Annotated in this window: 20 protein-coding genes; 9 read left to right on the plus strand and 11 right to left on the minus strand. The window is 67.0% G+C overall.

What is annotated here, in order from left to right:
* Positions 1-2: 2 nt before the first annotated feature.
* Positions 3-374, minus strand: a complete 372-nt coding sequence (locus ACTWPT_RS45630; RefSeq protein WP_305914519.1) for an NADH-quinone oxidoreductase subunit A — start codon at positions 372-374, stop codon at positions 3-5.
* A gap of 421 nt (positions 375-795) precedes the next feature.
* Here ACTWPT_RS45630 and ACTWPT_RS45635 point away from each other — a divergent pair, with 421 nt between their 5' ends.
* The 6 genes from ACTWPT_RS45635 to ACTWPT_RS45660 all read left to right on the plus strand — a co-directional run bounded on the left by ACTWPT_RS45635 (position 796) and on the right by ACTWPT_RS45660 (position 7,042).
* Entirely contained in the window at positions 796-2,211 is a 1,416-nt protein-coding gene (locus ACTWPT_RS45635; protein ID WP_443183798.1) for a polysaccharide deacetylase family protein, read from the plus strand.
* Between the two features lie 33 nt (positions 2,212-2,244).
* Positions 2,245-2,337 (plus strand): putative leader peptide, encoded by a 93-nt coding sequence (locus ACTWPT_RS45640; RefSeq protein WP_367804195.1) that lies wholly within the window; start codon positions 2,245-2,247, stop codon positions 2,335-2,337.
* Between the two features lie 121 nt (positions 2,338-2,458).
* Positions 2,459-4,303, plus strand: coding sequence for a 2-oxoacid:acceptor oxidoreductase subunit alpha (locus ACTWPT_RS45645; protein WP_443183799.1), 1,845 nt, complete (start codon positions 2,459-2,461; stop codon positions 4,301-4,303).
* The gene (locus ACTWPT_RS45650) at positions 4,296-5,342 is read left to right on the plus strand and encodes a 2-oxoacid:ferredoxin oxidoreductase subunit beta (RefSeq protein ID WP_443183800.1); all 1,047 of its coding nucleotides are present in this window, start codon (positions 4,296-4,298) and stop codon (positions 5,340-5,342) included. Before ACTWPT_RS45645 ends, ACTWPT_RS45650 begins: the two co-directional genes overlap by 8 nt.
* A gap of 82 nt (positions 5,343-5,424) precedes the next feature.
* Positions 5,425-6,327 carry an NAD-dependent epimerase/dehydratase family protein gene (locus tag ACTWPT_RS45655; protein WP_443183801.1) on the plus strand — a complete coding sequence of 301 codons (903 nt, stop codon included), beginning with the start codon at positions 5,425-5,427 and terminating at the stop codon, positions 6,325-6,327.
* Between the two features lie 58 nt (positions 6,328-6,385).
* The gene (locus ACTWPT_RS45660) at positions 6,386-7,042 is read left to right on the plus strand and encodes a hypothetical protein (protein WP_443183802.1); all 657 of its coding nucleotides are present in this window, start codon (positions 6,386-6,388) and stop codon (positions 7,040-7,042) included.
* Here ACTWPT_RS45660 and ACTWPT_RS45665 read toward each other — a convergent pair.
* The 4 genes from ACTWPT_RS45665 to ACTWPT_RS45680 all read right to left on the minus strand — a co-directional run bounded on the left by ACTWPT_RS45665 (position 7,039) and on the right by ACTWPT_RS45680 (position 10,366).
* The gene (locus ACTWPT_RS45665) at positions 7,039-7,764 is read right to left on the minus strand and encodes a hypothetical protein (RefSeq protein WP_443183803.1); all 726 of its coding nucleotides are present in this window, start codon (positions 7,762-7,764) and stop codon (positions 7,039-7,041) included. The genes ACTWPT_RS45660 and ACTWPT_RS45665 overlap by 4 nt on opposite strands.
* Before the next feature lies 1 nt (position 7,765).
* The gene (locus tag ACTWPT_RS45670) at positions 7,766-8,221 is read right to left on the minus strand and encodes a hypothetical protein (RefSeq protein WP_443183804.1); all 456 of its coding nucleotides are present in this window, start codon (positions 8,219-8,221) and stop codon (positions 7,766-7,768) included.
* A 409-nt stretch (positions 8,222-8,630) separates the two neighbouring features.
* The gene (locus ACTWPT_RS45675) at positions 8,631-9,554 is read right to left on the minus strand and encodes a hypothetical protein (RefSeq protein ID WP_443183805.1); all 924 of its coding nucleotides are present in this window, start codon (positions 9,552-9,554) and stop codon (positions 8,631-8,633) included.
* A complete protein-coding gene (locus tag ACTWPT_RS45680) occupies positions 9,551-10,366 on the minus strand; it encodes a 2OG-Fe(II) oxygenase (RefSeq protein ID WP_443183806.1) in 816 nt (271 codons plus the stop codon). Before ACTWPT_RS45680 ends, ACTWPT_RS45675 begins: the two co-directional genes overlap by 4 nt.
* A gap of 105 nt (positions 10,367-10,471) precedes the next feature.
* Here ACTWPT_RS45680 and ACTWPT_RS45685 point away from each other — a divergent pair, with 105 nt between their 5' ends.
* Positions 10,472-11,395, plus strand: coding sequence for a glycosyltransferase family 2 protein (locus ACTWPT_RS45685; protein ID WP_443183807.1), 924 nt, complete (start codon positions 10,472-10,474; stop codon positions 11,393-11,395).
* A gap of 31 nt (positions 11,396-11,426) precedes the next feature.
* Positions 11,427-11,975: a dTDP-4-dehydrorhamnose 3,5-epimerase family protein gene (locus ACTWPT_RS45690; protein WP_443183808.1), complete on the plus strand. Its 549-nt coding sequence runs from the start codon at positions 11,427-11,429 to the stop codon at positions 11,973-11,975.
* Here the strand turns inward: ACTWPT_RS45690 and ACTWPT_RS45695 are convergent.
* Genes ACTWPT_RS45695 through ACTWPT_RS45705 form a run of 3 tightly spaced genes read right to left on the minus strand, consistent with a single transcriptional unit; the run spans position 11,864 to position 14,888 of the window.
* Complete coding sequence (locus tag ACTWPT_RS45695; RefSeq protein ID WP_443183809.1) at positions 11,864-13,258, minus strand: O-antigen ligase family protein; 1,395 nt, start codon at positions 13,256-13,258, stop codon at positions 11,864-11,866. The two genes, ACTWPT_RS45690 and ACTWPT_RS45695, sit on opposite strands and share 112 nt — an antisense overlap.
* Entirely contained in the window at positions 13,255-13,986 is a 732-nt protein-coding gene (locus ACTWPT_RS45700; RefSeq protein WP_443183810.1) for a hypothetical protein, read from the minus strand. The genes ACTWPT_RS45695 and ACTWPT_RS45700 overlap by 4 nt, the downstream gene beginning before the upstream one ends.
* An 8-nt stretch (positions 13,987-13,994) precedes the next feature.
* Positions 13,995-14,888, minus strand: a complete 894-nt coding sequence (locus ACTWPT_RS45705; protein ID WP_443183811.1) for a hypothetical protein — start codon at positions 14,886-14,888, stop codon at positions 13,995-13,997.
* Positions 14,889-15,031: 143 nt separating this feature from the next.
* On the opposite strand from ACTWPT_RS45705, the gene ACTWPT_RS45710 reads away from it, so the two are divergent.
* The gene (locus ACTWPT_RS45710; RefSeq protein ID WP_443183812.1) at positions 15,032-16,159 is read left to right on the plus strand and encodes an acyltransferase family protein; all 1,128 of its coding nucleotides are present in this window, start codon (positions 15,032-15,034) and stop codon (positions 16,157-16,159) included.
* Here ACTWPT_RS45710 and ACTWPT_RS45715 read toward each other — a convergent pair.
* The 3 genes from ACTWPT_RS45715 to ACTWPT_RS45725 all read right to left on the minus strand — a co-directional run bounded on the left by ACTWPT_RS45715 (position 16,152) and on the right by ACTWPT_RS45725 (position 18,830).
* The gene (locus tag ACTWPT_RS45715) at positions 16,152-17,048 is read right to left on the minus strand and encodes a hypothetical protein (RefSeq protein WP_443183813.1); all 897 of its coding nucleotides are present in this window, start codon (positions 17,046-17,048) and stop codon (positions 16,152-16,154) included. The genes ACTWPT_RS45710 and ACTWPT_RS45715 overlap by 8 nt on opposite strands.
* Before the next feature lie 74 nt (positions 17,049-17,122).
* Positions 17,123-17,944 carry a hypothetical protein gene (locus ACTWPT_RS45720; RefSeq protein ID WP_443183814.1) on the minus strand — a complete coding sequence of 274 codons (822 nt, stop codon included), beginning with the start codon at positions 17,942-17,944 and terminating at the stop codon, positions 17,123-17,125.
* 7 nt (positions 17,945-17,951) lie between these two features.
* Entirely contained in the window at positions 17,952-18,830 is an 879-nt protein-coding gene (locus ACTWPT_RS45725; RefSeq protein WP_443183815.1) for a glycosyltransferase family 2 protein, read from the minus strand.
* Positions 18,831-18,836 lie beyond the last annotated feature (6 nt).

Here is an 18,836-nt window from a genome sequence, read left to right on the forward strand (position 1 = left end):
GGCTAGGTCCAGGTGAGCACGCGCTTGCGCCAGGCGTACACGATGCCGAGCGCGATGAATCCCAGGAACACGAACATCTCCACCAGCGTCGTCAGCCCGTAGCCCGGCGCGTCGAAGACGGTGGCCCAGGGGAACAGGAAGACTGCGTCCACCGCGAACACGACGTAGAGGTAGGTGAAGACGTAGTAGCGGACCTGCGACTGCGCCCAGCCCTCACCCACCGGGTCGACCCCGCACTCGTACGTGGTCAGCTTTTCGGGCGTGGGACGGGACGGGCGGAGGAGGCGGTTGGCCGTCAGGGCCCCCGCCACGATGGCGATGCCGATGGCGAGCAACGCGGCGACCAGCACGTACGACCCGAAGTAGCCGTCCATGACGTCGATCGTAACCCGCCGACCGCCCACAACCCCAGGCATCGCGACCCAACGATCCCCCGCAACCCCATCCGCCGTAACCCCGACGATCCCCCCGCAACCCCATCCGCCGTAACCCCGGCCCCCGCAACCCCACCTGTAATAACGCGGCCACCGCCGACAACCCCAGCGGGCCCTCCGTAACCTCAACTCGCCTGGAACCCCAGGGAGCCGGATCTTGAACAAAAGGCCGCTGAGCCGGGTCTCAAACCAAGGATCGGTCAAGACCTCTTACCTCATCACCCAAGACCGGGGTAAACAGGAAGATCAACGCCATACTCTGACACACATGCACAAATCGCGGTTCTTTTCCGGAATCGCTCTGCTAACACTCTCAGTCGGAGGATGCGGCCTGACCGCCTCCTCCCACGGGCGGGACGTCGTGGTCCCGGCAGAGCCGACACTGATCGACTTTGTCGACCCGGCCACCGTCGCCGGCCTGTCCATCAGGACGATGACCGAAGGTGATTCCTCCGGCGAGGCGCGATATGTGCACATCAACTACCCCGAGCTCCCCGCCGCGCCCCCGCTCAACCGGGCTCTACAGGCGCAGGCCCGGCGCCAACTGCAGGATTTCCGCAAGCGCACCGGCGGCCGCCTCTACCCGCGTCCCGAGCTGAACATCGGCTGGCAGCTGGCCGCCGCCTCCGCCCAGGCGATCGGCGTGCGGCTGCGTACCGGCGAGTCCGTCACCGCGAGCTGGGGCAATTCCACGCAGACCCTCTGGTACGACCCGCGCACCGGAAAGGCGGTCGGCTCAACCGGGCTGCTGGCCGGACAGGACGCGCTGCGGCGGCTCGCGGCGCTGGTCAGGGAGCGACTCAAGGGGCGCGGGGAGCAGGTCGAGCGGACCGCGGTCACGGCCGACGGCGACCAGTTCGACTCGATGGCGTTCAACCGGGCCGGGGATCTGGTGGTCGAATTCGACGACTGCCAGATCGGGCCGTGCTCGCTGGGGCGGCTGGCTGTGGCGGTGCCGGCGGAGGAGGCGGCGCCGCTGCTGTCCGATCTGGGGCGGCGCGCTCAGGCGAGCGTCCGAGGGGCGACAGGCGCAGGCGTCAGGGACGACGAGAGCGGCCCGCCCCCCTACGTGAGCGCCCCGCCGCAGGACGTGTCCGCGAGCAGCCCCGCAGCCGTCAGCACCCACGCCGGCACTGTGGACTGTGCCAAGGCCAAGTGTGTCGCGCTGACGTTCGACGACGGGCCGGGGCCGTTCACCAGCAGGCTGCTGGACATGCTGTGGGAGACGCGGGCGCGGGCCACGTTCTTCCCGGTCGGCAGCAGCGCGGCCGCGCAGCCGGAACTCCTGCGCAGGATGAGCGCGGAAGGTCATCTGGTCGGGAACCACAGCTGGGTGCACAGGGATCTGTCGAAGCAGGCCAGCAGCAAGATCGCCGACTCGCTGGGGCGCACCGAGGACACGATCGCGGCGGTTATCGGGCAGGCGCCGACGCTGGTGCGGCCGCCCTACGGGGCGGTGAGCGGCGAACTGCGCGACGTCGCACGCCAACACGGCTTCTCGCTGGTTACCTGGAACGTGGACACCGGCGACGAGCAGGGCGGGAAGACGGCCGACATCGCGGACCGGGTCGTGCGCGAAGCACATCCAGGTGCGATCATTCTTATGCACGACACTCAGCGGGAAACCGTTGACGCGGTTCCGGACATCCTCAAAAGGTTGCGTGGGAAGGGTTACAGCTTCGTCACCGTTCCAGAGTTGTACGGCTCTGCAGGTATGCAGGCCGGACGCCTGTACAGGTCAGGGAGCGAGCCGTCCCGTAAGCAGCCCCTGACGTAGCGCACGTGTTGGGGGGACGTATAGTTGGCGCTCGTGACCCGAACCGTCCTGTTCGCCCGCCTGCATGTAGACCTCTGCAGGCTCGCGTCCGGACTGTGTCGCCGTTGTTCTCCGACCTCACCCTGAGACCGACCGCGTTTACCCGCTTTACGCGGGCTGCAAACGCGCGACCTTCCGAGGATCTAGCATGGATATAGAGAACGCGCCTAATGCAACCGCGCCTTGGCGCGTCGAGGAGGACTGAGCTGTGACGAAGCAGGTCCAGCAACTCGACCGCGTGATCATCCGGTTCGCTGGGGACTCCGGCGACGGCATGCAGCTCACCGGCGACCGCTTCACGGCGGGCACGGCGGAGTTCGGCAACGACCTTTCCACGTTGCCCAACTTCCCGGCTGAGATCCGCGCGCCCGCAGGCACCCTGCCGGGCGTCTCGAGCTTCCAGCTCCACTTCGCCGACCACGACATCCTCACGCCCGGCGACGCGCCGAACGTGCTCGTGGCCATGAACCCGGCGGCACTCAAGGCCAACCTGGGCGACCTGCCCCGGGGCTCGGACATCATCGCCAACACGGACGAGTTCACCAAGCGCAACCTGCAGAAGGTCGGCTACGCCGCCAACCCGCTGGAGGACGACTCGCTCAACGAGTGGCGGATCCACGCGGTGCCGCTGACCTCGCTCACCGTCAAGGCACTCGAGGGCTTCGACCTGTCCAAGAAGGACGCCGAGCGGTCGAAGAACATGTTCGCCCTCGGCCTGCTCAGCTGGCTCTACCACCGGCCCACCGAGCACACCATCAAGTTCCTCGAGCAAAAGTTCGCAAAGAAGCCGGAGATCGCCAAGGCCAACATCGCGGCCTTCCAGGCGGGCTGGAACTATGGCGAGACCACCGAGTCCTTCTCGGTGTCCTACGAGGTCAAGCCGGCGCAGCTGGCGCCCGGCGTCTACCGCAACATCTCCGGCAACCAGGCGCTCGCCTACGGCCTGATCGCCGCCTCTGTGCAGTCCAAGCTGCCGCTGTTCCTGGGCTCCTACCCGATCACCCCGGCCAGCGACATCCTGCACGAGCTCAGCAAGCACAAGAAGTTCGGCATCCGCACCTTCCAGGCGGAGGACGAGATTGCGGGCGTCGGCGCGGCACTCGGGGCCGCGTTCGGCGGAGCGCTCGGCGTGACCACCACGTCGGGTCCCGGTGTGGCGCTCAAGGCAGAGACGGTCGGCCTGGCGGTCACCACCGAGCTGCCGTTGATCATCGTGGACGTGCAGCGGGCCGGGCCGAGCACCGGCATGCCGACCAAGACCGAGCAGACCGACCTGCTCATGGCCATGTACGGCCGCAACGGCGAGTCCCCGGTGCCGATCGTGGCGCCGATGTCGCCGAGTGACTGCTTTGACGCGGCCATCGAGGCGGCCAGGATCGCGGTCAAGTACCGCACCCCGGTCATGCTGCTCTCGGACGGCTACCTGGCCAACGGCTCGGAGCCGTGGCGGCTGCCCGAAATTTCCGACTTGCCCGATATTTCACAAGAATTTACGACGACTCCGAATGGTGACGACGGCGAGTACCTGCCGTACAAGCGGGACAGCGAGACCCTCGCCCGCCCGTGGGCCATCCCCGGCACCGCCGGGCTGGAGCACCGCATCGGCGGCATTGAGAAGGCCGACGGCACCGGCAACATCTCCTACGACCCGGACAACCACGACCTGATGGTCCGCAGCCGGGCCGCCAAGATCGCCGGCATCGACGTGCCCGACCTCGAGGTCGACGACCCCGACGGCGACGCGAAAGTGCTGGTCATCGGCTGGGGCTCGACGTACGGCCCGATCGCCGCGGCCATGCGGCGGATCAGGAGGAACGGCGGCAAGGTCGCCCAGGCGCACTTCCGCCACCTCAACCCGCTGCCGGCCAACACCGGCGAGGTGCTCAAGCGCTACGACAAGGTGCTGCTCCCCGAGATCAACCTGGGCCAGCTGGCCCTGCTGCTGCGGGGCCGCTACCTCGTCGACGTGATCAGCTACAACCGTGTGCGCGGGCTCCCGTTCAAGGCCGAGGAGCTGGCCGGAGTCATCCAGGACGTGATCGACAGTGACTGAGCTGGTTAACGGGAAGGGCTTGTCGCTCGTTCCCAAGACGGATGTGAAGCAGGGCCTGAAGGACTTCAAGTCCGACCAGGAGGTCCGCTGGTGCCCCGGCTGCGGTGACTACGCGATCCTGGCCGCGGTGCAGAGCTTCCTGCCCGAGCTCGGGCTCAAGCGCGAGAACATCGTGTTCGTGTCGGGCATCGGCTGCTCGTCGCGGTTCCCCTACTACCTCAACACCTACGGGTTCCACTCGATCCACGGCCGCGCGCCGGCGATCGCGACCGGGCTGTCCGCCTCCAGGCCCGATCTGTCGGTGTGGGTGATCACGGGTGACGGTGACGCGCTGTCCATCGGTGGCAACCACCTGATCCACGCGCTGCGCCGCAACGTCAACCTCAACATCCTGCTGTTCAACAACAGGATCTACGGTCTGACCAAGGGCCAATACTCCCCCACGTCCGAGGTCGGCAAGATCACAAAGTCGACGCCGATGGGGTCGCTGGACAAGCCGTTCAACCCGATCTCGCTGGCCATCGGCGCGGAGGCGTCGTTCGTGGCCCGTACCCTCGACTCCGACCGCAAGCACCTGCAGTCCGTGCTGCGCGAGGCCACCGCGCACCGCGGCGCGTCGCTGGTGGAGATCTACCAAAACTGCAACATCTTCAACGACAACGCCTTTGAGCCGCTCAAGGACCCGGAGGTCCGCGACGACATCACGCTGCGGCTGGAGCACGGGCAGCCGATCGTGAGCGCCTCCAAGGCGGTCGTCCGGGCCGCTTCCGGCAGTCTTGACGTGGTGGCCCGCGACGGCGTGAGCGAGGACGAGATCCTCGTGCACGACGCGCACAACCCCGACCCGTCGGTCGCCTTCGCGCTGAGCAGGCTGGACGACCCGGCGTTCGAGCACGTGCCGATCGGCGTCTTCCGCAGCGTGGACCGGCCGTCGTACGAGGTGGCCATGGCCGAGCAGATGGAGGAGGCCGCGCAGCAGAAGGGTCCAGGCGACCTGAGCGAGCTGCTGCTGGGCGGAGACACCTGGCGCATCGGCTAGTTGATGATGAGAATGGAGCCGTCGGCCCGGCGGCTCCATTTCCCACGGAGGTCAATCCACGATGTCGAATTGGCCTGGGACCGTGGTGCTGGTGACAGGGGCCGCCGGATTCATCGGCTCGCATCTGGTGACGCGCTTACGAGCCCTCGGCGCCGAGGTGCACGCGGTCAGCCGCCGCCCTCAGCAGGCTCGCCACGGCGAGATCTGGCACGCGGCGCACCTGAACGACGCCGGTGAGACGACCCGGCTCGTCCAGTCGGTACGGCCAAGCGTCCTGTTCCACGTCGCCGGCGAAGTCACTGGTTCGAGGGGTGACGAGGTCGTCCGTGCCACCCTGGAGAGCAATGTCATCGGCGGGGTCAACGTGCTGGCCGCCGCCCATGAAAATGGCGTCAAGACCGTATTCACCGGCTCCATCGAGGAGCCGCGCCCGGGCAACGACCAGGCGCCGCCGTCATCGGCGTACGCGATGTCCAAGTGGGCCGCCACCTGCTACGCCCAGCTCTACCACAGGCTCTGGGATCTGCCCGTCACCGTGCTGCGCCCCAGCATGGTCTACGGGCCGGCCCAGCCCGACACCACCAAGCTCGTGCCCTATGTGACGCTCTGCCTCCTCGGGGGGCATCGTCCCCGCCTTACCAGGGCCACCAAGCTCGCCGACTGGATCTATGTCGACGATGTCGTCGACGCGTTCGTATTGGCGGGCGAATCGGACAAGGCGATCGGACACACTCTTGATATCGGGACCGGTCTCAAGACCCCGGCCCATGAGATCGTCGAGAGGCTTTATCGAATCGTCGACCCGAGCTCGAAGCCTGAATTCGGCACGACCCCCGATCGCCCGCACGATATTACGCAGGTCGGCGACGTCACGCCGGCCGCGGACCTGCTCGGCTGGCATCCTGTCACAGAATTGGACGAGGGGTTGCGCCGGACAGTCGATTGGTACGCGTCGCAAGAAAGTCACAAAGAATCACGCTCTTAGCCGCGCAGGCAGAATTCTGGGAGCATAGGGGTACTTATCTGGCCGGAGGAGCCCCTTGATGAGCCGTCTGAACGCCCTACGCAGTCGTTTCGTGGATGCTCCGGACTCGCTGGGAGCCAAGGCGCGGGCGCGAAGGTGGCAGTGGTTCGCCGACCGGTTCCCCGACCTCGACCAGATGAACGTCCTCGACCTCGGCGGTACGGCCGGAGCCTGGATGCGCGCTCCGGTCAGGCCGGCGCACGTACACATCGTCAACCTCGAGCAACCGCCCGTCGACCTGCCGGCGTGGCTACGCGCCGATGTCGCCGACGCTTGCGACCTGCCGGCCTCGATCCGTGGTACGCGGTACGACCTGGTGTTCTCCAACGCGGTGATCGAACATGTCGGCGGGCACCAGCGTCGACAGCAGTTCGCCGACACCGTGCACGAGATGGCCGAGCGACACTGGGTGCAGACGCCCTACCGCTACTTTCCGATCGAGCCGCACTTTCTGTTCCCTGGATTCCAGTTCCTGCCGCTCGCCGCACGGACGACGATCCTGCGCCGCTGGCCACTCGTCCACACCCCGACCTCCAACCGGGACGCCGCCCGCATGATCGCCATGGAGGTCGAGTTGCTCAGCGTGACCGAGATGCGACACTACTTCCCCAAGTCCCAGATCCGCTTCGAACGGCTGGCGGGGCTGGTGAAATCGGTCATCGCGATCCGCAGCTAGCCAGCGGCCGACACGCTCGCGCCGCTGCTCTCCCAGGTGTTGCCGCGCCAGACGTTGCCCGGCCCGTTGGCGTCCCAGTACGACACTGGGCCCGCGTAGCCGCCCTTCGGCCACACCCTGCGACTGAAGACGTTGTCGATCACCTTGATGTTCGAGGACAGCCCCTTCCTGCCGGCGCCCGCGTAGAGCGACCAGCCACCCCCGGCCAGCAGGTTGCCTTCCACGGTGACGTTGCGGGTCACGCCGAAGTCCTGGAAGAGCGCGATCGCACCCGTCTGGTCGAGCGTGTTGATCACGGTGTTGTGCCGGATGATCAGCTCGGTGCCGGTGGCGGCGGTACCGGTTGACATGATCATGTCGGTGTGGTCCTCGGAGTAGTACTTCGGGTCGTGCACGTATGAGTCCTCGACCAATCCTTGGTCGGTGAGGATGCCGTTGGAGATCGTGTGGATGTCCACGCGGCGCACGGTGATCATCTTGCCCTGGTTGAGTATGCCGAACTGCGTGCGTTGCTTGCCGTTGCCGAAGATCTCGCTGTCCTCGACCTTGAGGCCCGAGAAGCCCGCGCGCTGGAGGATGCCCCAATAGTCGTCCTGGCCCCGCACTCGGGTGTTGCGGATGGTGACATTGTTGGCCTCAACCGTGATGTCGCCGGTGACGTCCCAACCGTCGATGACCTTGCCGTCTTCCTTGATGACGATCGAGCCGGTCTTCTTGACCATCTCAGTGCCGGCGGGAACGCCGGTGTTGCCGGCTCCGGGCCAGTTGCCGCTCGGCGGCGGGGCGGTCGTCGGCGTCTTCGTAGGCGTCGCCGTCGGAGTCTCGGTCGGGGTCTTCGTAGGCGTCGCCGTAGGAGTGGCGGTCGGAGTCTCTGTCGGGGTCGCAGTGGGTGTCTTCGTTGGAGTCTCTGTCGGGGTCGCAGTGGGTGTCTTCGTTGAAGTCACCGTCGGAGTCGCAGTGGGCGTCTCTGTCGGAGTCGCGGTCGGCGTCCTCGTCGGAGTCGCCGTGGGAGTGGCCGTTGGCGTCTTCGTCGGAGTCGCCGTAGGCGTCGCGGTCGCCGTCGTGCTGGGCGTCATCGTCGGAGTCACGGAAGGACTCGCGGTCAGCGTCGGCGTCTTGGTCGGTCTGCGCGTCGGCCGCGAGGTCGGCTTCTTGGTAGGCCGTCTGGGCCACCACCATGGACCCCTGGTCGTGACCTTCCCAGGCCGCGGTTTGTCGGTGGTGGGGCGCGGCCGGAGCCTCTGGCCGGCGGCAGCGTGCGGCGAAGCCGTGGCAAGGGTCCCCTTCTCGTCCGTCAGGACCGCCTGAGGTTCCCGCACGTCAGCGGCGATGATGCCGTACCCGCCGGCCAGCACCGCCACGGCGGAGACGCCGGCCAGGGATAACCACCCGCTACGCCGCTTGCTCCTTCGATGCCTCGACACAGGCGACTCCTTCCGATCATGGCCACGCCGAATCCCCCAAAGGGAGAGAGTAGCCATGCCGGAAGAACTAAGAGGGGCTTTTTAACGAAAAGGACTCGTTTTCCCCTCAATTCACATCCAAACTCAGCTTTCTCAAATACCACACAAGATTTGACGAATGGCCGTCATCCCGGCGGTACCGTCCCACCGTTTTCCCAGGTGTTCCCCCGCCACAGGTTTCCGGTCCCGTCATTATCCCAATATGAAACCGGCCCCGCAGCTCCGCCCTTGGGCCACACCCTGCGGCTGAAGACGTTGTCGATCACTTTGATATTCGACGATCTGCCCTTGACCCCGGCGCCCGCGTACAACGACCAGCCACCCCCGGCCAGCAGGTTGCCCTCCACCGTCACGTCCTTGATGACGCCGAAGTCCTGGAACAGCGCGATGGCACCCGTCTGGTCGAGCGTGTTGATGACGGTGTTGTTCCGGATGATCAGCTCAGTGCCGGCGGCGGGCGGTCCGGTCGACATGATCATGTCGGTGTGGTCGCCGGAGTAGTACTTCGGGTCGTGCACGTAGGAGTCCTCGACCACACCCTGCTGGGTCAGGATCCCGTTGGAGATCGTGTGGATGTCGACCCGGCGCACCGTGATCATCTTGCCCTGGTTGAGTATGCCGAACTGGGTGCGCTGTTTGCCGTTGCCGAAGACCTCGCTGTCCTCGACCTTCAGCCCTGTGCGCCCCTCGCGCTGGAGGATCCCCCACCAGCCCTTGGTGCCGCGGACTCGGGTGTTGCGGATGGTGACGTTGTCGGCCTCGACCGTGATGTAGCCGGTCACCTCCACGCCGTCGAGGACCGTGCCGCTCTTGGTCACCCGCATGGAGCCGGACTTACGCAGTACCACGCCCTCGGGCACACCCGTGTTGTCCGGCCCCGGCCAAGCCCGCTCGGGCGGCTTGGAGGACGGAGCCGAGACAGATGGGGACGCAGCCGTGGCGGGTGGCTGGGTGACGACCGGCTTCTGCGCGGCACCGGAACTCTGGCACCCGCTGAGCAGCACGATCAGGCCGACACCGAGACACCAGCCTCCGGCGTACGACCTCACGTTTCCTTGGTCTTCCGATTGCCGACGAGGTCGGCCAGCGCAGGTGGCGTCCAGCGCTTGGCGACCTGGCGGAGATTGCTCTTCCACGCCTCGCCGGGCCGTTGCTTGAACAGCGTGGTGTGCTCGTCGGCGACCTCGTCCTCGGGCCTGCCGTTGGAGTAGTAGTAGAGCGCCATCGAGCGCCGTGCCCGATCCTCCGGACAGGTCAGCGGGTCCGGATGCCCGTGGTTGGCGTCATCGGTCGTGGCGAACAGCACGAACCGGTTGAAGACCGGGAGGATCTTGCCCTCGCACTCGGTCATGTCCTTGTTCCACAGCTGCAGGTGCCCGCCGTAGCTCTCCTCCCAGTCCTTGTTGAGGTAGAGCAGGCCGTTGAGCCGGCGGTCGAGGTTGAGCTTGCGGCTCTTGTTGAAGTCGGCATGCACCTTGAGGAAGCCACCCGGCCGGATCTGGTGCAGGCCGCCGCCTTCGTAGTGCGGGTCGGAGACCAGTTGCGTGATGCCGGTCAGCCGCTCGAGGAATTCGACGAACACTCCGCTGTTGAACTCCGCCAGCAGGTGCCGGGTGGCCGACCCCATGCGTTCGGTGTCAGCCAGCGCCAGCTTCACCTCGCGCGCGGTGTCGAACCGCTGCCATGTGGCATCTCGCGGCTCGGGGAACTCCTCGAGGACGGGCTCCAGCGCGTCGGGCGGCAGGAAGTCGTCGATGACCACATGACGGAACGGCGAGGCCGTACGGAACTGCTCGGAATATTTGTCCGCGAGCGGGAAGAGCTCATCCCGGCGAAAGGTGAAAGCCTGCAGATCCTGCATGAAAGTGTGTCTCCGTCTCTACGACACCGGCCCCTACCTCCTCATCGCCTCAGCAGTGTCACCTGTTACTTGTAACGATCCATTGCCGGGCCGCGATGGCGACATGTGACGCCAGGCTCTCCCCGAGTTGCGATCGTGATCGTGACCTACAACAGCGCGCCGGTCCTCGGCGGTTGCCTGGCCTCTCTGGCTGAGGGCGCTGGAGGGGTACGGCTGGCCGCCGTCGTCGTGGCGGACAACGCCTCCAAGGACGACTCGCTCCGCCTCGCGGAACAGGCCGCCGACCTGCCCATTCGCCCCGTGCAAGTGGGCAGGAACGCCGGTTACGCGGCGGCTATCAACGCCGGGATCGCGGCGCTCGACCTCCACGAGCTCGATGCGATCTTCGTGATGAACCCCGACTGCCGCCTTCACCCCGGCTCGCTGGCTGTACTGAGCAAGGCCCTGGACCGTCCGGGCACCGGCATCGCCGTCCCCCGGCTGGTCAGCACCGAGGGCGTGCTCCATCACTCGCTTCGCCGCGCGCCAGCCGTACGCCGTGCGCTGGCCGAGGCGTTGATCGGCGGGCGCCTGGCAGGCCGCGTCGGCACGCTGGGCGAGATGATCGTCGACCCCGGCCGCTACGAGCGGCCAGGCCCCGCGGACTGGGCCACCGGAGCCGCCATGCTCATCTCAGTCGCGGCGCTCACCGAAGTCGGCGCGTGGGACGAGTCCTTCCTGCTGTACAGCGAAGAGACCGAGTACGCGCTGCGGGCCGCGGACGAGGGCTGGACGCTCTGGTACGAACCCGCCGCGGTGGTCGAGCACATCGGCGGCGAGGCGAAGATCAGCCCGATGCTGGCCGCGCTGCTCACGGTCAACCGCGTGCGGCTGTTCCGGCGGCGCAGGGGCAAGATCGCGACTGCCGGCTTCTACCTCGCCGTTCTGCTCGGCGAGGCGATGCGGGCCGCCGCGGGCCGCCGCACGGCCAGGGCGTCGGTCGTGGCCCTGCTCAGACCCTCCCGTCGGCTGCGGACCCTACCCGGATGAGCTCCGGACCTACCCGGATGAGAGGAACACCATGAGAGTCGAGCATCTGGAGCTCGAGGGCGTGCTGCTGTTCGTCCCGACGCCCAGCCACGACGATCGAGGCTTCTTCACCAGGACCTTCGACGCCGCGATTGCCGCGGAGCACGGGCTGGACCACACGGCGTTCGTCCAGGACAGCCAGTCGCGCTCGCGTATGGGCACTATCAGGGGCATGCACGGCCGCTCCGGTCGCGGCGAGGCCAAGCTGGTGCGGACGGCGCACGGCGCCGTGCTCGACATCCTCGTGGACGCGCGGCCGGCCTCACCCACGTTCGGCTCCCACATCACCATCCGGCTCGACGATGTGTCGTTCGCGAACCTCTACGTGCCGCCGGGGATTCTGCACGGCTACCAGGCGCTGACCGAGCACGCCGATGTCTGTTACCGCATCGACAGGGAGCACGACCCCGCCGAGGACCTGGCCGTCCGCTACGACGATCCCGACCTCGCGCTGCCGTGGCCGTTGCCGGTCAGCGCGATCAGCGAGCGCGACCGGTCCGCGGGCTCCTGGAAGGAGCTCACGAGCAGCTTGTCCGCCTGATCCGCGCGCTCGTACCGCAGCAGCGCCCCGGCCGCGCCGACGAGCAGGAACATCACACTGGTGATGCCGGGGAAGGAGAGCATGTCGAAGGTGGCCGCGCCCAGCAGCGGGATCACCAGGCAGGCGGCGATGGTCAGTCCCAGGTTGCGGACGTTCGGGTCGGTGCTCAGCCGGCGAACCCGGAGGGCCACGACGATCCCGCACCCGATCACGCCGACGAAGCCCAGCACCCCGAGCAGCCCGGTCTCCACCAGAGACAGCAGGTACTGGTTGTCGAACACCTGATGCTTGAACGGATACCAGGTGCCGGGCCCACGACCGAAGATCGGGCTCTTGGCGAACTCCCGCATCGCGAAGGGATAGTCGTGGGTGCGGTACATGATGCTGCTGTCGTCACCGGCGCCGGCGAACAGGTTGTAGAACGTGCCGATCAGGCCCGGCGCCAGGACCTTCATGAAGCCCAGGAACACCACGAACGCGCCGATGGTGACGATCCGGCGCCGGTTGGACCAGCCGAGCAGGAGGATCAGCCCTGCCCCCGCCAGGCCGAGCACGGCGGTCCTGGAGACCGAGAACATCAGGCCAGCCGCGATGATGACGGCGCAGATCCACCAGCGAGTCGCGGCCTGACCGCGGCTGCGCGCCTGGAAGCCGAGATGCGCGGCCAGCGGCAGCAGCATCGCCGACAGCGCGCCGAACTCGATCGGGTGCCCGAGCGTGCCGGCGACCCGGCGCAGGTCCGACCGGGAGATCACGGTCGGCACCTCTTCTGCGGAGGTGTGGCGGAGCCCGGGGATCTTCATGTACTGGGTGAGGTCGAAGTCGAGCCTGAACTGCATCAGGGCGACGATCGCCGCGAACGCGCCACCGATCACGAGCGCCTTGAGGACGAAATCGAGGCGCTCGCGACTGCCGATGCCATCGCAGACCACCAGCAGCAGGCTCACGTAACCCAGGTAGAGCACGATCGTGTGGTCGGCGAGGTTGAGCTCGTCGGAGGGCAGATACAGGGAGGTCGTGTACCCGTAGACGGCCAGCAGGATCATGCCGTACGCGAAGATCGAGGTGCGGACCGGGTTACTGCCCTTGGCCACACCTGCCGTACTGATCATCTGCGCGCACACCCACACCACGCCCAGCACCAGGGCCATGATCTCGGCGGGCGTGAGCGACAGCGGAAGCCCGGCCACCGCCAGGCGGGCCGGGAGAATCAGCAGGATCAGGACGAACAAGCCGACCAACGTGGCGCCGTCAGCGCGCCGCGGCAGGGCGGTCGTTTTCATCCCTCACGTCCAGCCAGTGACCGCGTTCCGTTGGCGGCGACGGGCTCGAGCCGGGTGGGCTCATTCATGACCGGGCGGCGCGCCCGGCGATGCCGGGCGAAGCTCTCGAACGCGAAGGCGGCGAACAGGCCCATGAAGAACGCCAGCGCCCCGGTGACCACCGCGCTGCGCATCCGGCTGCCCTTCTTCTCGTCCGGTTCGGTCGGCGGCACCACGACGGTGGCGGTCACGTAGGTGGTGGGCGGCGCCTTGACCTGCTGCTGCCGGGCGCGCAGCTCCTTTTGGGCCAGCTCGGTGACCTTCACCACGATGCCATGGGCCAGCTCAGCACTCGGCGCCTCGCAGGTGATGACGATGAAGGGGGTCGCCGGCATCAGCTCAGGGTTGGTCCCGCCGCTGGTGATCTTCAGTGTGACGTCGCCCCCGATCGGCGCGCCGACCTTGGCCGCCGTCTGAGGGGTGTTCAGCGCCTGGATGAGGATCGACGAGGTCATGCTCAAGCCCTGGTCGAAGGAGACCAAGGGGTTGGTGCGCGGATTGGGGAACTTGGGATCGCTCGGCACGCTGCCGCCAGTGATCGGCAGGGTGAGAACGAGCGCCGAGCTGGAGATGAAAGTCTTGGGCGCCACGGTGTAGACGCCGAAGGCTCCTGCGATCGTGAGCAGGAAGGCCGGAATCGTCACGTACCACCGCTTGAACAGAACTGTCGCCGTCGCCCAGAAGTCCATGGCGGGCCTCATTCCTCGCCGTCGTCCTGGTTCGCCTTCCTGGGCCCGGGCACGGGAGAGAGGTGCTCCCCCCGGTAGGCGGGGAACTCCATGGTGGCGGAGCTGTCATCGTCGAGGTCCGGCAATTCGATGGGCTTGTCCACCTGCGCTTCCACCGGCTCCACCACGGGCGCCGGGGACGGGGACGTCACGGGTACCGGCGTGGGCACTGAGGCTGCCACGGGAGCTGAGGGCTCTGGCTGCTCCAACCGCTTGGGCTGAGCTCCGGCGCGCCTGATCACCACCCCGTAGGCGATGCCGAGGCCCAAGAACAGGCAGAGCAAGCCGCCGCCGATCGCCCCCTGCCAGTTCATGCTGTAGTCGGCCTCGGGCGTGGACGGCGGCACGATGTCGGTGGAGGTGATGAAGGTGTTCGCCGGAGCACCGAGCGCCTTCTGCCATTTGTACAACTCGGTCGCCACGCGGTCGCGTGCCACCATGAGCACGGCCGAGGCCTGCCCGGGAGACTCGCTCTCGACCCTGATGTAGATGTAGGGCCCGCTGATGTCCAGGACATTGGGGTTGGTACGGCCGTCGTCGATCGTGATCTCCGTCGGGCCGTCCTTGGGGGCGCCGAGCTGCGTCCAGACGTCCTGCGTGTTCATCGACAGGATGACGATGCTGGCCCCGGTCTTCAGCGCGTCGTTGAAGGAGAGGAAGGGGTTGGTGAGCCCTTGTTTGGTTTTGTCGGTGGAGACGGTGCCTCCGTTCACCGGCGTGGCTAGAACAAGGGAGACATCGGCCGTGTAGCTCACAGGAACGACGGCGTACACCGCGACGCCCACCAAGATCGAGAGAAGGATCAGCGGCGGGCCTATCAGAATTCGCCGGACAAGACCAAGGATCGCCTTCCAAAACTCCATTTTGGTACGTTCCCCCGCATCAGCAATGCTTGCCCTATAAGGAACCATCGCCATACCACGGCCGGACGTTACATCGCCGCAGAACGGTTACATCGCGCGGAGTCGGAGCGATAGACCTACGACTACGGCGACGGGGGCTTCGGGTGGGGTTGACAGTAGATCGTCCGGCAACGCGGGAAAGGCTTGCCGGACTCGACGGCATACGGGGCCTGGCCGCGTTATTCGTCGTCCTCCACCATTGCTGGCTCCTGTCCTTCCCCGGGTTTCCGGTCAACGACGCGCCCTGGTGGACGGGATGGCTGCTCTACGGCCATTTCGCGGTCGTGGTGTTCATCGTCCTGTCGGGCTTCTCGCTGGCGGTCTCGCCCGCCCGGTCCGGCTGGCAGCTGGGCGGCATCCCCACGTTCTTCAAGCGTCGAGCGTGGCGCATCCTGCCGCCGTACTGGGCGGCGCTGCTGTTCAGCCTGGTGATCGCGTGGACGGTCATCCCGCAGCCCGGGCAGCAGACGCCCACCGGGCAGTCGGTCCTCATCTACGGGCTGCTGCTGCAGGACGTCTTCGGCTCCCCCAGCCCCAATGGGGCCCTGTGGTCGATCGCCGTCGAGGCGCAGCTCTACCTGGTCTTCCCGCTGATGCTGCTGGTCCTGCGCAGGATGGGCGCGGCGGTGATGCTCGGCGCGGTCACCTTGATCGTCGTGGCGGTGGGGGCGCTGGCGCCTGCCGTACCGGCCGTGGACCTGCTGATGCGGCTGACTCCGCAGTTCGCCGCGCTCTTCGCCATGGGCGCGGTCTGCGCCGGCATCGTGCGTGCGCAGGAGCGTACGGGCCGCCTGGCCTGGCACTGGTTCGCGGCGGCGGCCGCGCTCCCGGTGCTCCTGCTGATCGTGGTGGCCGGGCCGGTATGGGTGGTCGCGAACTTCTTCTGGGTAGATCTGGCGGTCGGCCCGGCTGCCGGGCTGCTGCTGACGGGTGTGGCGACGGGCAAGCCGGTCTGGCTCGTACGACTGCTCGACACCCGTCCGCTCCGGCGGCTGGGCTCCTTCTCCTACAGCCTCTACCTGATCCACTCACCGATCGTCGTCATGGTGAACCGGCTCGTCGTCGCCCCGCACGTGCCACCGGGCATGCCGGCGTTCCTCCTCACGCTCGCCCTGTCCGTGCCGGCGTGCGTGGGTGCGGCGTGGTTGTTCGCTTCGGTCTTCGAATTGCCCTTCCAACGGCACCGGAGCTGGGAGGGCCTGCGCGACGCCGTACGTGCGCGGTTCAGGTGAGCTTGGCCAGCGCTTCGGCCTCGTACTCCGCCGCGAGTTCTTCCGGGATGCGCGACAGGTCGTCGGCCCGGTAGAAGTCACGCAGGGTGGTGCCACGACAGGTGGCGTCCACGTTGGGCGCCGACGCGCGGGACCGGACGTCGTCGATGTGGACGGTGCGGAAGTCGATGCTGAAGCGGGTCCTGCCAGAGGTGTTGGCGACGGTGGAGTGCAGGTGCGCCCCGGAGAAGAGCATCATGCCGCCCGGCTCCGGCACCAGCCGGAGCTCCGTTTCCAAATCCAGCGCCTCCTCCGGCTTGGGCTGGTCCCGGGTGTCGCTGTAGATGTGCTGTGCGGCCGTGGGCCGGCTGACAGCCGTCCATTCCGCGTAGTCGTAGCGGCCGCTGCCGTTGCGGACGGGGCGGTCGAAGTACTGCGGGTGCAGGGCGAAGACGTTCTCCGGGACCACCTCGTAGATCGGCATCCAGAAGTTGACCTGGCAGAACGGCGCTGCGTACCAGCAGTCGCGGTGAGCGTGGTAGGCGTAGGAGATGCCGGAGTCGAGGTAATGGTCGGCAGTGGAGGTGCGCAGCCTCGGCACGTCGAAGTAGGTCTTGTCCAGCGCCATGCCCAGCTCATCCAGCACAGCAGCGAGGATCTTCTTGCTGGTGGGATGGTGGATGAAGCGTGGCTTGAGCTCCGCGAGCAGCGCGGCGAACTCCACGACTGGCATCTCGTGCTGGGCGGTCTGGGGGTCGCGGCCCTCGAACGCCTCCTCGATCAACTCGCGAGCGAACTCGATCAGCTTGGTCGAGGCAGGCGTCGCGGAGTAGAGGAAGACGTCTCCCTTGAAGATCTTTTGACGCCGAGCGTCGTCGCTGATTCGGCTGTTGGCCAATATTACGGACATAGCGAGACTTCCCCCTCGCGTGGTTCTTTTACCCTCTCTCGCCGTGGACCACTGCTTTGTTACAGACACATTGGTTACAGGGGCAGCTGTGTCTGCGTGTCCGGTCTGCCGACGTAGGTCGAGTAGTCCGGGTGGTCGAAGCGGTGCAGTGCCTGGATGTTGTCGTTCCAGGAAGCGGGAACCGGGCGCTTGTGACGCAGACCGTTGATCGGAGCCAGCTTCATCAGCTCGTGGTCCTGGTTGAACTCCCGGATCGCGCTCAGCTCGCCGACGTAGTCGTTGTGGATGACCTGGTCGTCGTCGCCGACGGTGTCGTCGAGGTAACAGAACACGCGGGGCAGGAAATACTTGTGATCGCCCTTGAACAGCTTGAGCGCCGCCGCTGTCGAGGAGTAGAAGTCCACGTCGATGGAGACGAACCCGATCGGCGCCGGCCACTCGCCGTCGAGGAACTCGCCCACGGTGTCCTCGATGTTGCCCAGGATCAGACTGGCCGTTCCCAGCCGTGCCCGGAGGGCGTCGACGTCCATGACGAAATCGCCTTCCCGCCAGATGTAGGGCAGGTCCCGGAAGTCAGTGGGTTTGGGCAGCCCGGCACCGGTGTCGAAGCCGTAGACGTCGATCTTCACACCCGAGGCGGCCGTCGCCAGCGCCGCCATGCGGTTGAGCTCCACCATGCCGGCGCCCCCCGCGACGCCGAACTCGACCACGCTGATCCGGCCGATGCCGAGACGCCTGGCCAGTTCGGCCGCCTGCTGCACGCCATAGGCGTAGTGCGGCCTGGGATAGAGGTCGAGCGAGCAGCGCAGCTCGTACGAGCCGAACGGCAGACGCCGCATGAGGGCCAGCAGGATCCGGCCCGGCTGCATGAGCAGCCGCACGATGCGAACGAACAAGAGGAGATCACCCTTTCGAGGAGACGGCGCGGGCGGCCAACCCGGCGAGTTTGCGGCTGCGGTGCGCCAGCATCTGCTGCTGCCGCCGCCAATAGGTACGCAGCAGAACGGCACGGGCACGACTACGTTGCTCCGGGGAGAGCTCCAGGATGCCGAGGGCTCGATACATCGCCCGGAACTGCAGCGTGGTGGCGAAATGCGCGGTCCAGGCCGGCACGCCGAGCGCCGCGGCGATCCCGGTCAGGCGCCGCTCGCGCAGATTGCGGTGTGCGAGCACCTCTGGCACGTGACCCCAAGGCGCGGTCAGCGCGAGCATGGTGGCGTAGACCTCGTCCTCACGGATCATCAGCGGCCGCGGCACGGCGGCCACCCGCTCCCGCCGCATCAGGCCGTAGAGGGGATCGAGTCCGTGGTGCTCGGTGGTGACGACGTCCCACAGCTCGTCCAGGCGGTCGATGGGGTCGTCGGAGAGCATCCGGGTGCCGCGGTAGCGCGGCTCGTGCACCGTCCCGTCCGCCCCGGTGTACGTGACGTCAGAGGTGACCAGGATGAGCCGCTCATCGGCCAGGAACGGCTCCAGGGTCCTGGAGACGTAGCCGGGTTCGAGCAGGTCGTCGTCGCCCATCCAGCGGAAGAACTCGCCCCGCGCGCGCCGGAGCACCTCCACGAAGTTCCCGATCACGTGCAGATCATGCGGCTGCCGGTAGTAGGCGATCCGGCTGTCCTGCCTCGCCAGCTCGCGGCAGAGCTCCTCTGTGTCGTCGGTGGAGGCGTTGTCCGAGATCACCACCTCGAGCTCGGTGTGATCCTGGGCGAGCGCCGATCGCACGGCCGTCTCCAGTCGGTCCGCGCCATTGCGGACCGGGATTCCGATGGACACCAGCATCGCTTA

The sequence above is a fragment of the Nonomuraea sp. 3N208 genome, from assembly GCF_052245935.1.
Lineage (GTDB): Bacteria > Actinomycetota > Actinomycetes > Streptosporangiales > Streptosporangiaceae > Nonomuraea.

Excerpts from the sequence above, each read along its gene's own strand:
- ACTWPT_RS45630 (WP_305914519.1), bottom strand. The coding sequence starts at position 374 with ATGGACGGCTACTTCGGGTCGTACGTGCTGGTCGCCGCGTTGCTCGCC.
- ACTWPT_RS45660 (WP_443183802.1), top strand. The coding sequence starts at position 6,386 with ATGAGCCGTCTGAACGCCCTACGCAGTCGTTTCGTGGATGCTCCGGAC.
- ACTWPT_RS45665 (WP_443183803.1), bottom strand. The coding sequence starts at position 7,764 with ATGGTCAAGAAGACCGGCTCGATCGTCATCAAGGAAGACGGCAAGGTC.
- ACTWPT_RS45670 (WP_443183804.1), bottom strand. The coding sequence starts at position 8,221 with ATGGTGGTGGCCCAGACGGCCTACCAAGAAGCCGACCTCGCGGCCGAC.
- ACTWPT_RS45680 (WP_443183806.1), bottom strand. The coding sequence starts at position 10,366 with ATGCAGGATCTGCAGGCTTTCACCTTTCGCCGGGATGAGCTCTTCCCG.
- ACTWPT_RS45690 (WP_443183808.1), top strand. The coding sequence starts at position 11,427 with ATGAGAGTCGAGCATCTGGAGCTCGAGGGCGTGCTGCTGTTCGTCCCG.
- ACTWPT_RS45695 (WP_443183809.1), bottom strand. The coding sequence starts at position 13,258 with ATGAAAACGACCGCCCTGCCGCGGCGCGCTGACGGCGCCACGTTGGTC.
- ACTWPT_RS45700 (WP_443183810.1), bottom strand. The coding sequence starts at position 13,986 with ATGGACTTCTGGGCGACGGCGACAGTTCTGTTCAAGCGGTGGTACGTG.
- ACTWPT_RS45705 (WP_443183811.1), bottom strand. The coding sequence starts at position 14,888 with ATGGAGTTTTGGAAGGCGATCCTTGGTCTTGTCCGGCGAATTCTGATA.
- ACTWPT_RS45715 (WP_443183813.1), bottom strand. The coding sequence starts at position 17,048 with ATGTCCGTAATATTGGCCAACAGCCGAATCAGCGACGACGCTCGGCGT.
- ACTWPT_RS45725 (WP_443183815.1), bottom strand. The coding sequence starts at position 18,830 with ATGCTGGTGTCCATCGGAATCCCGGTCCGCAATGGCGCGGACCGACTG.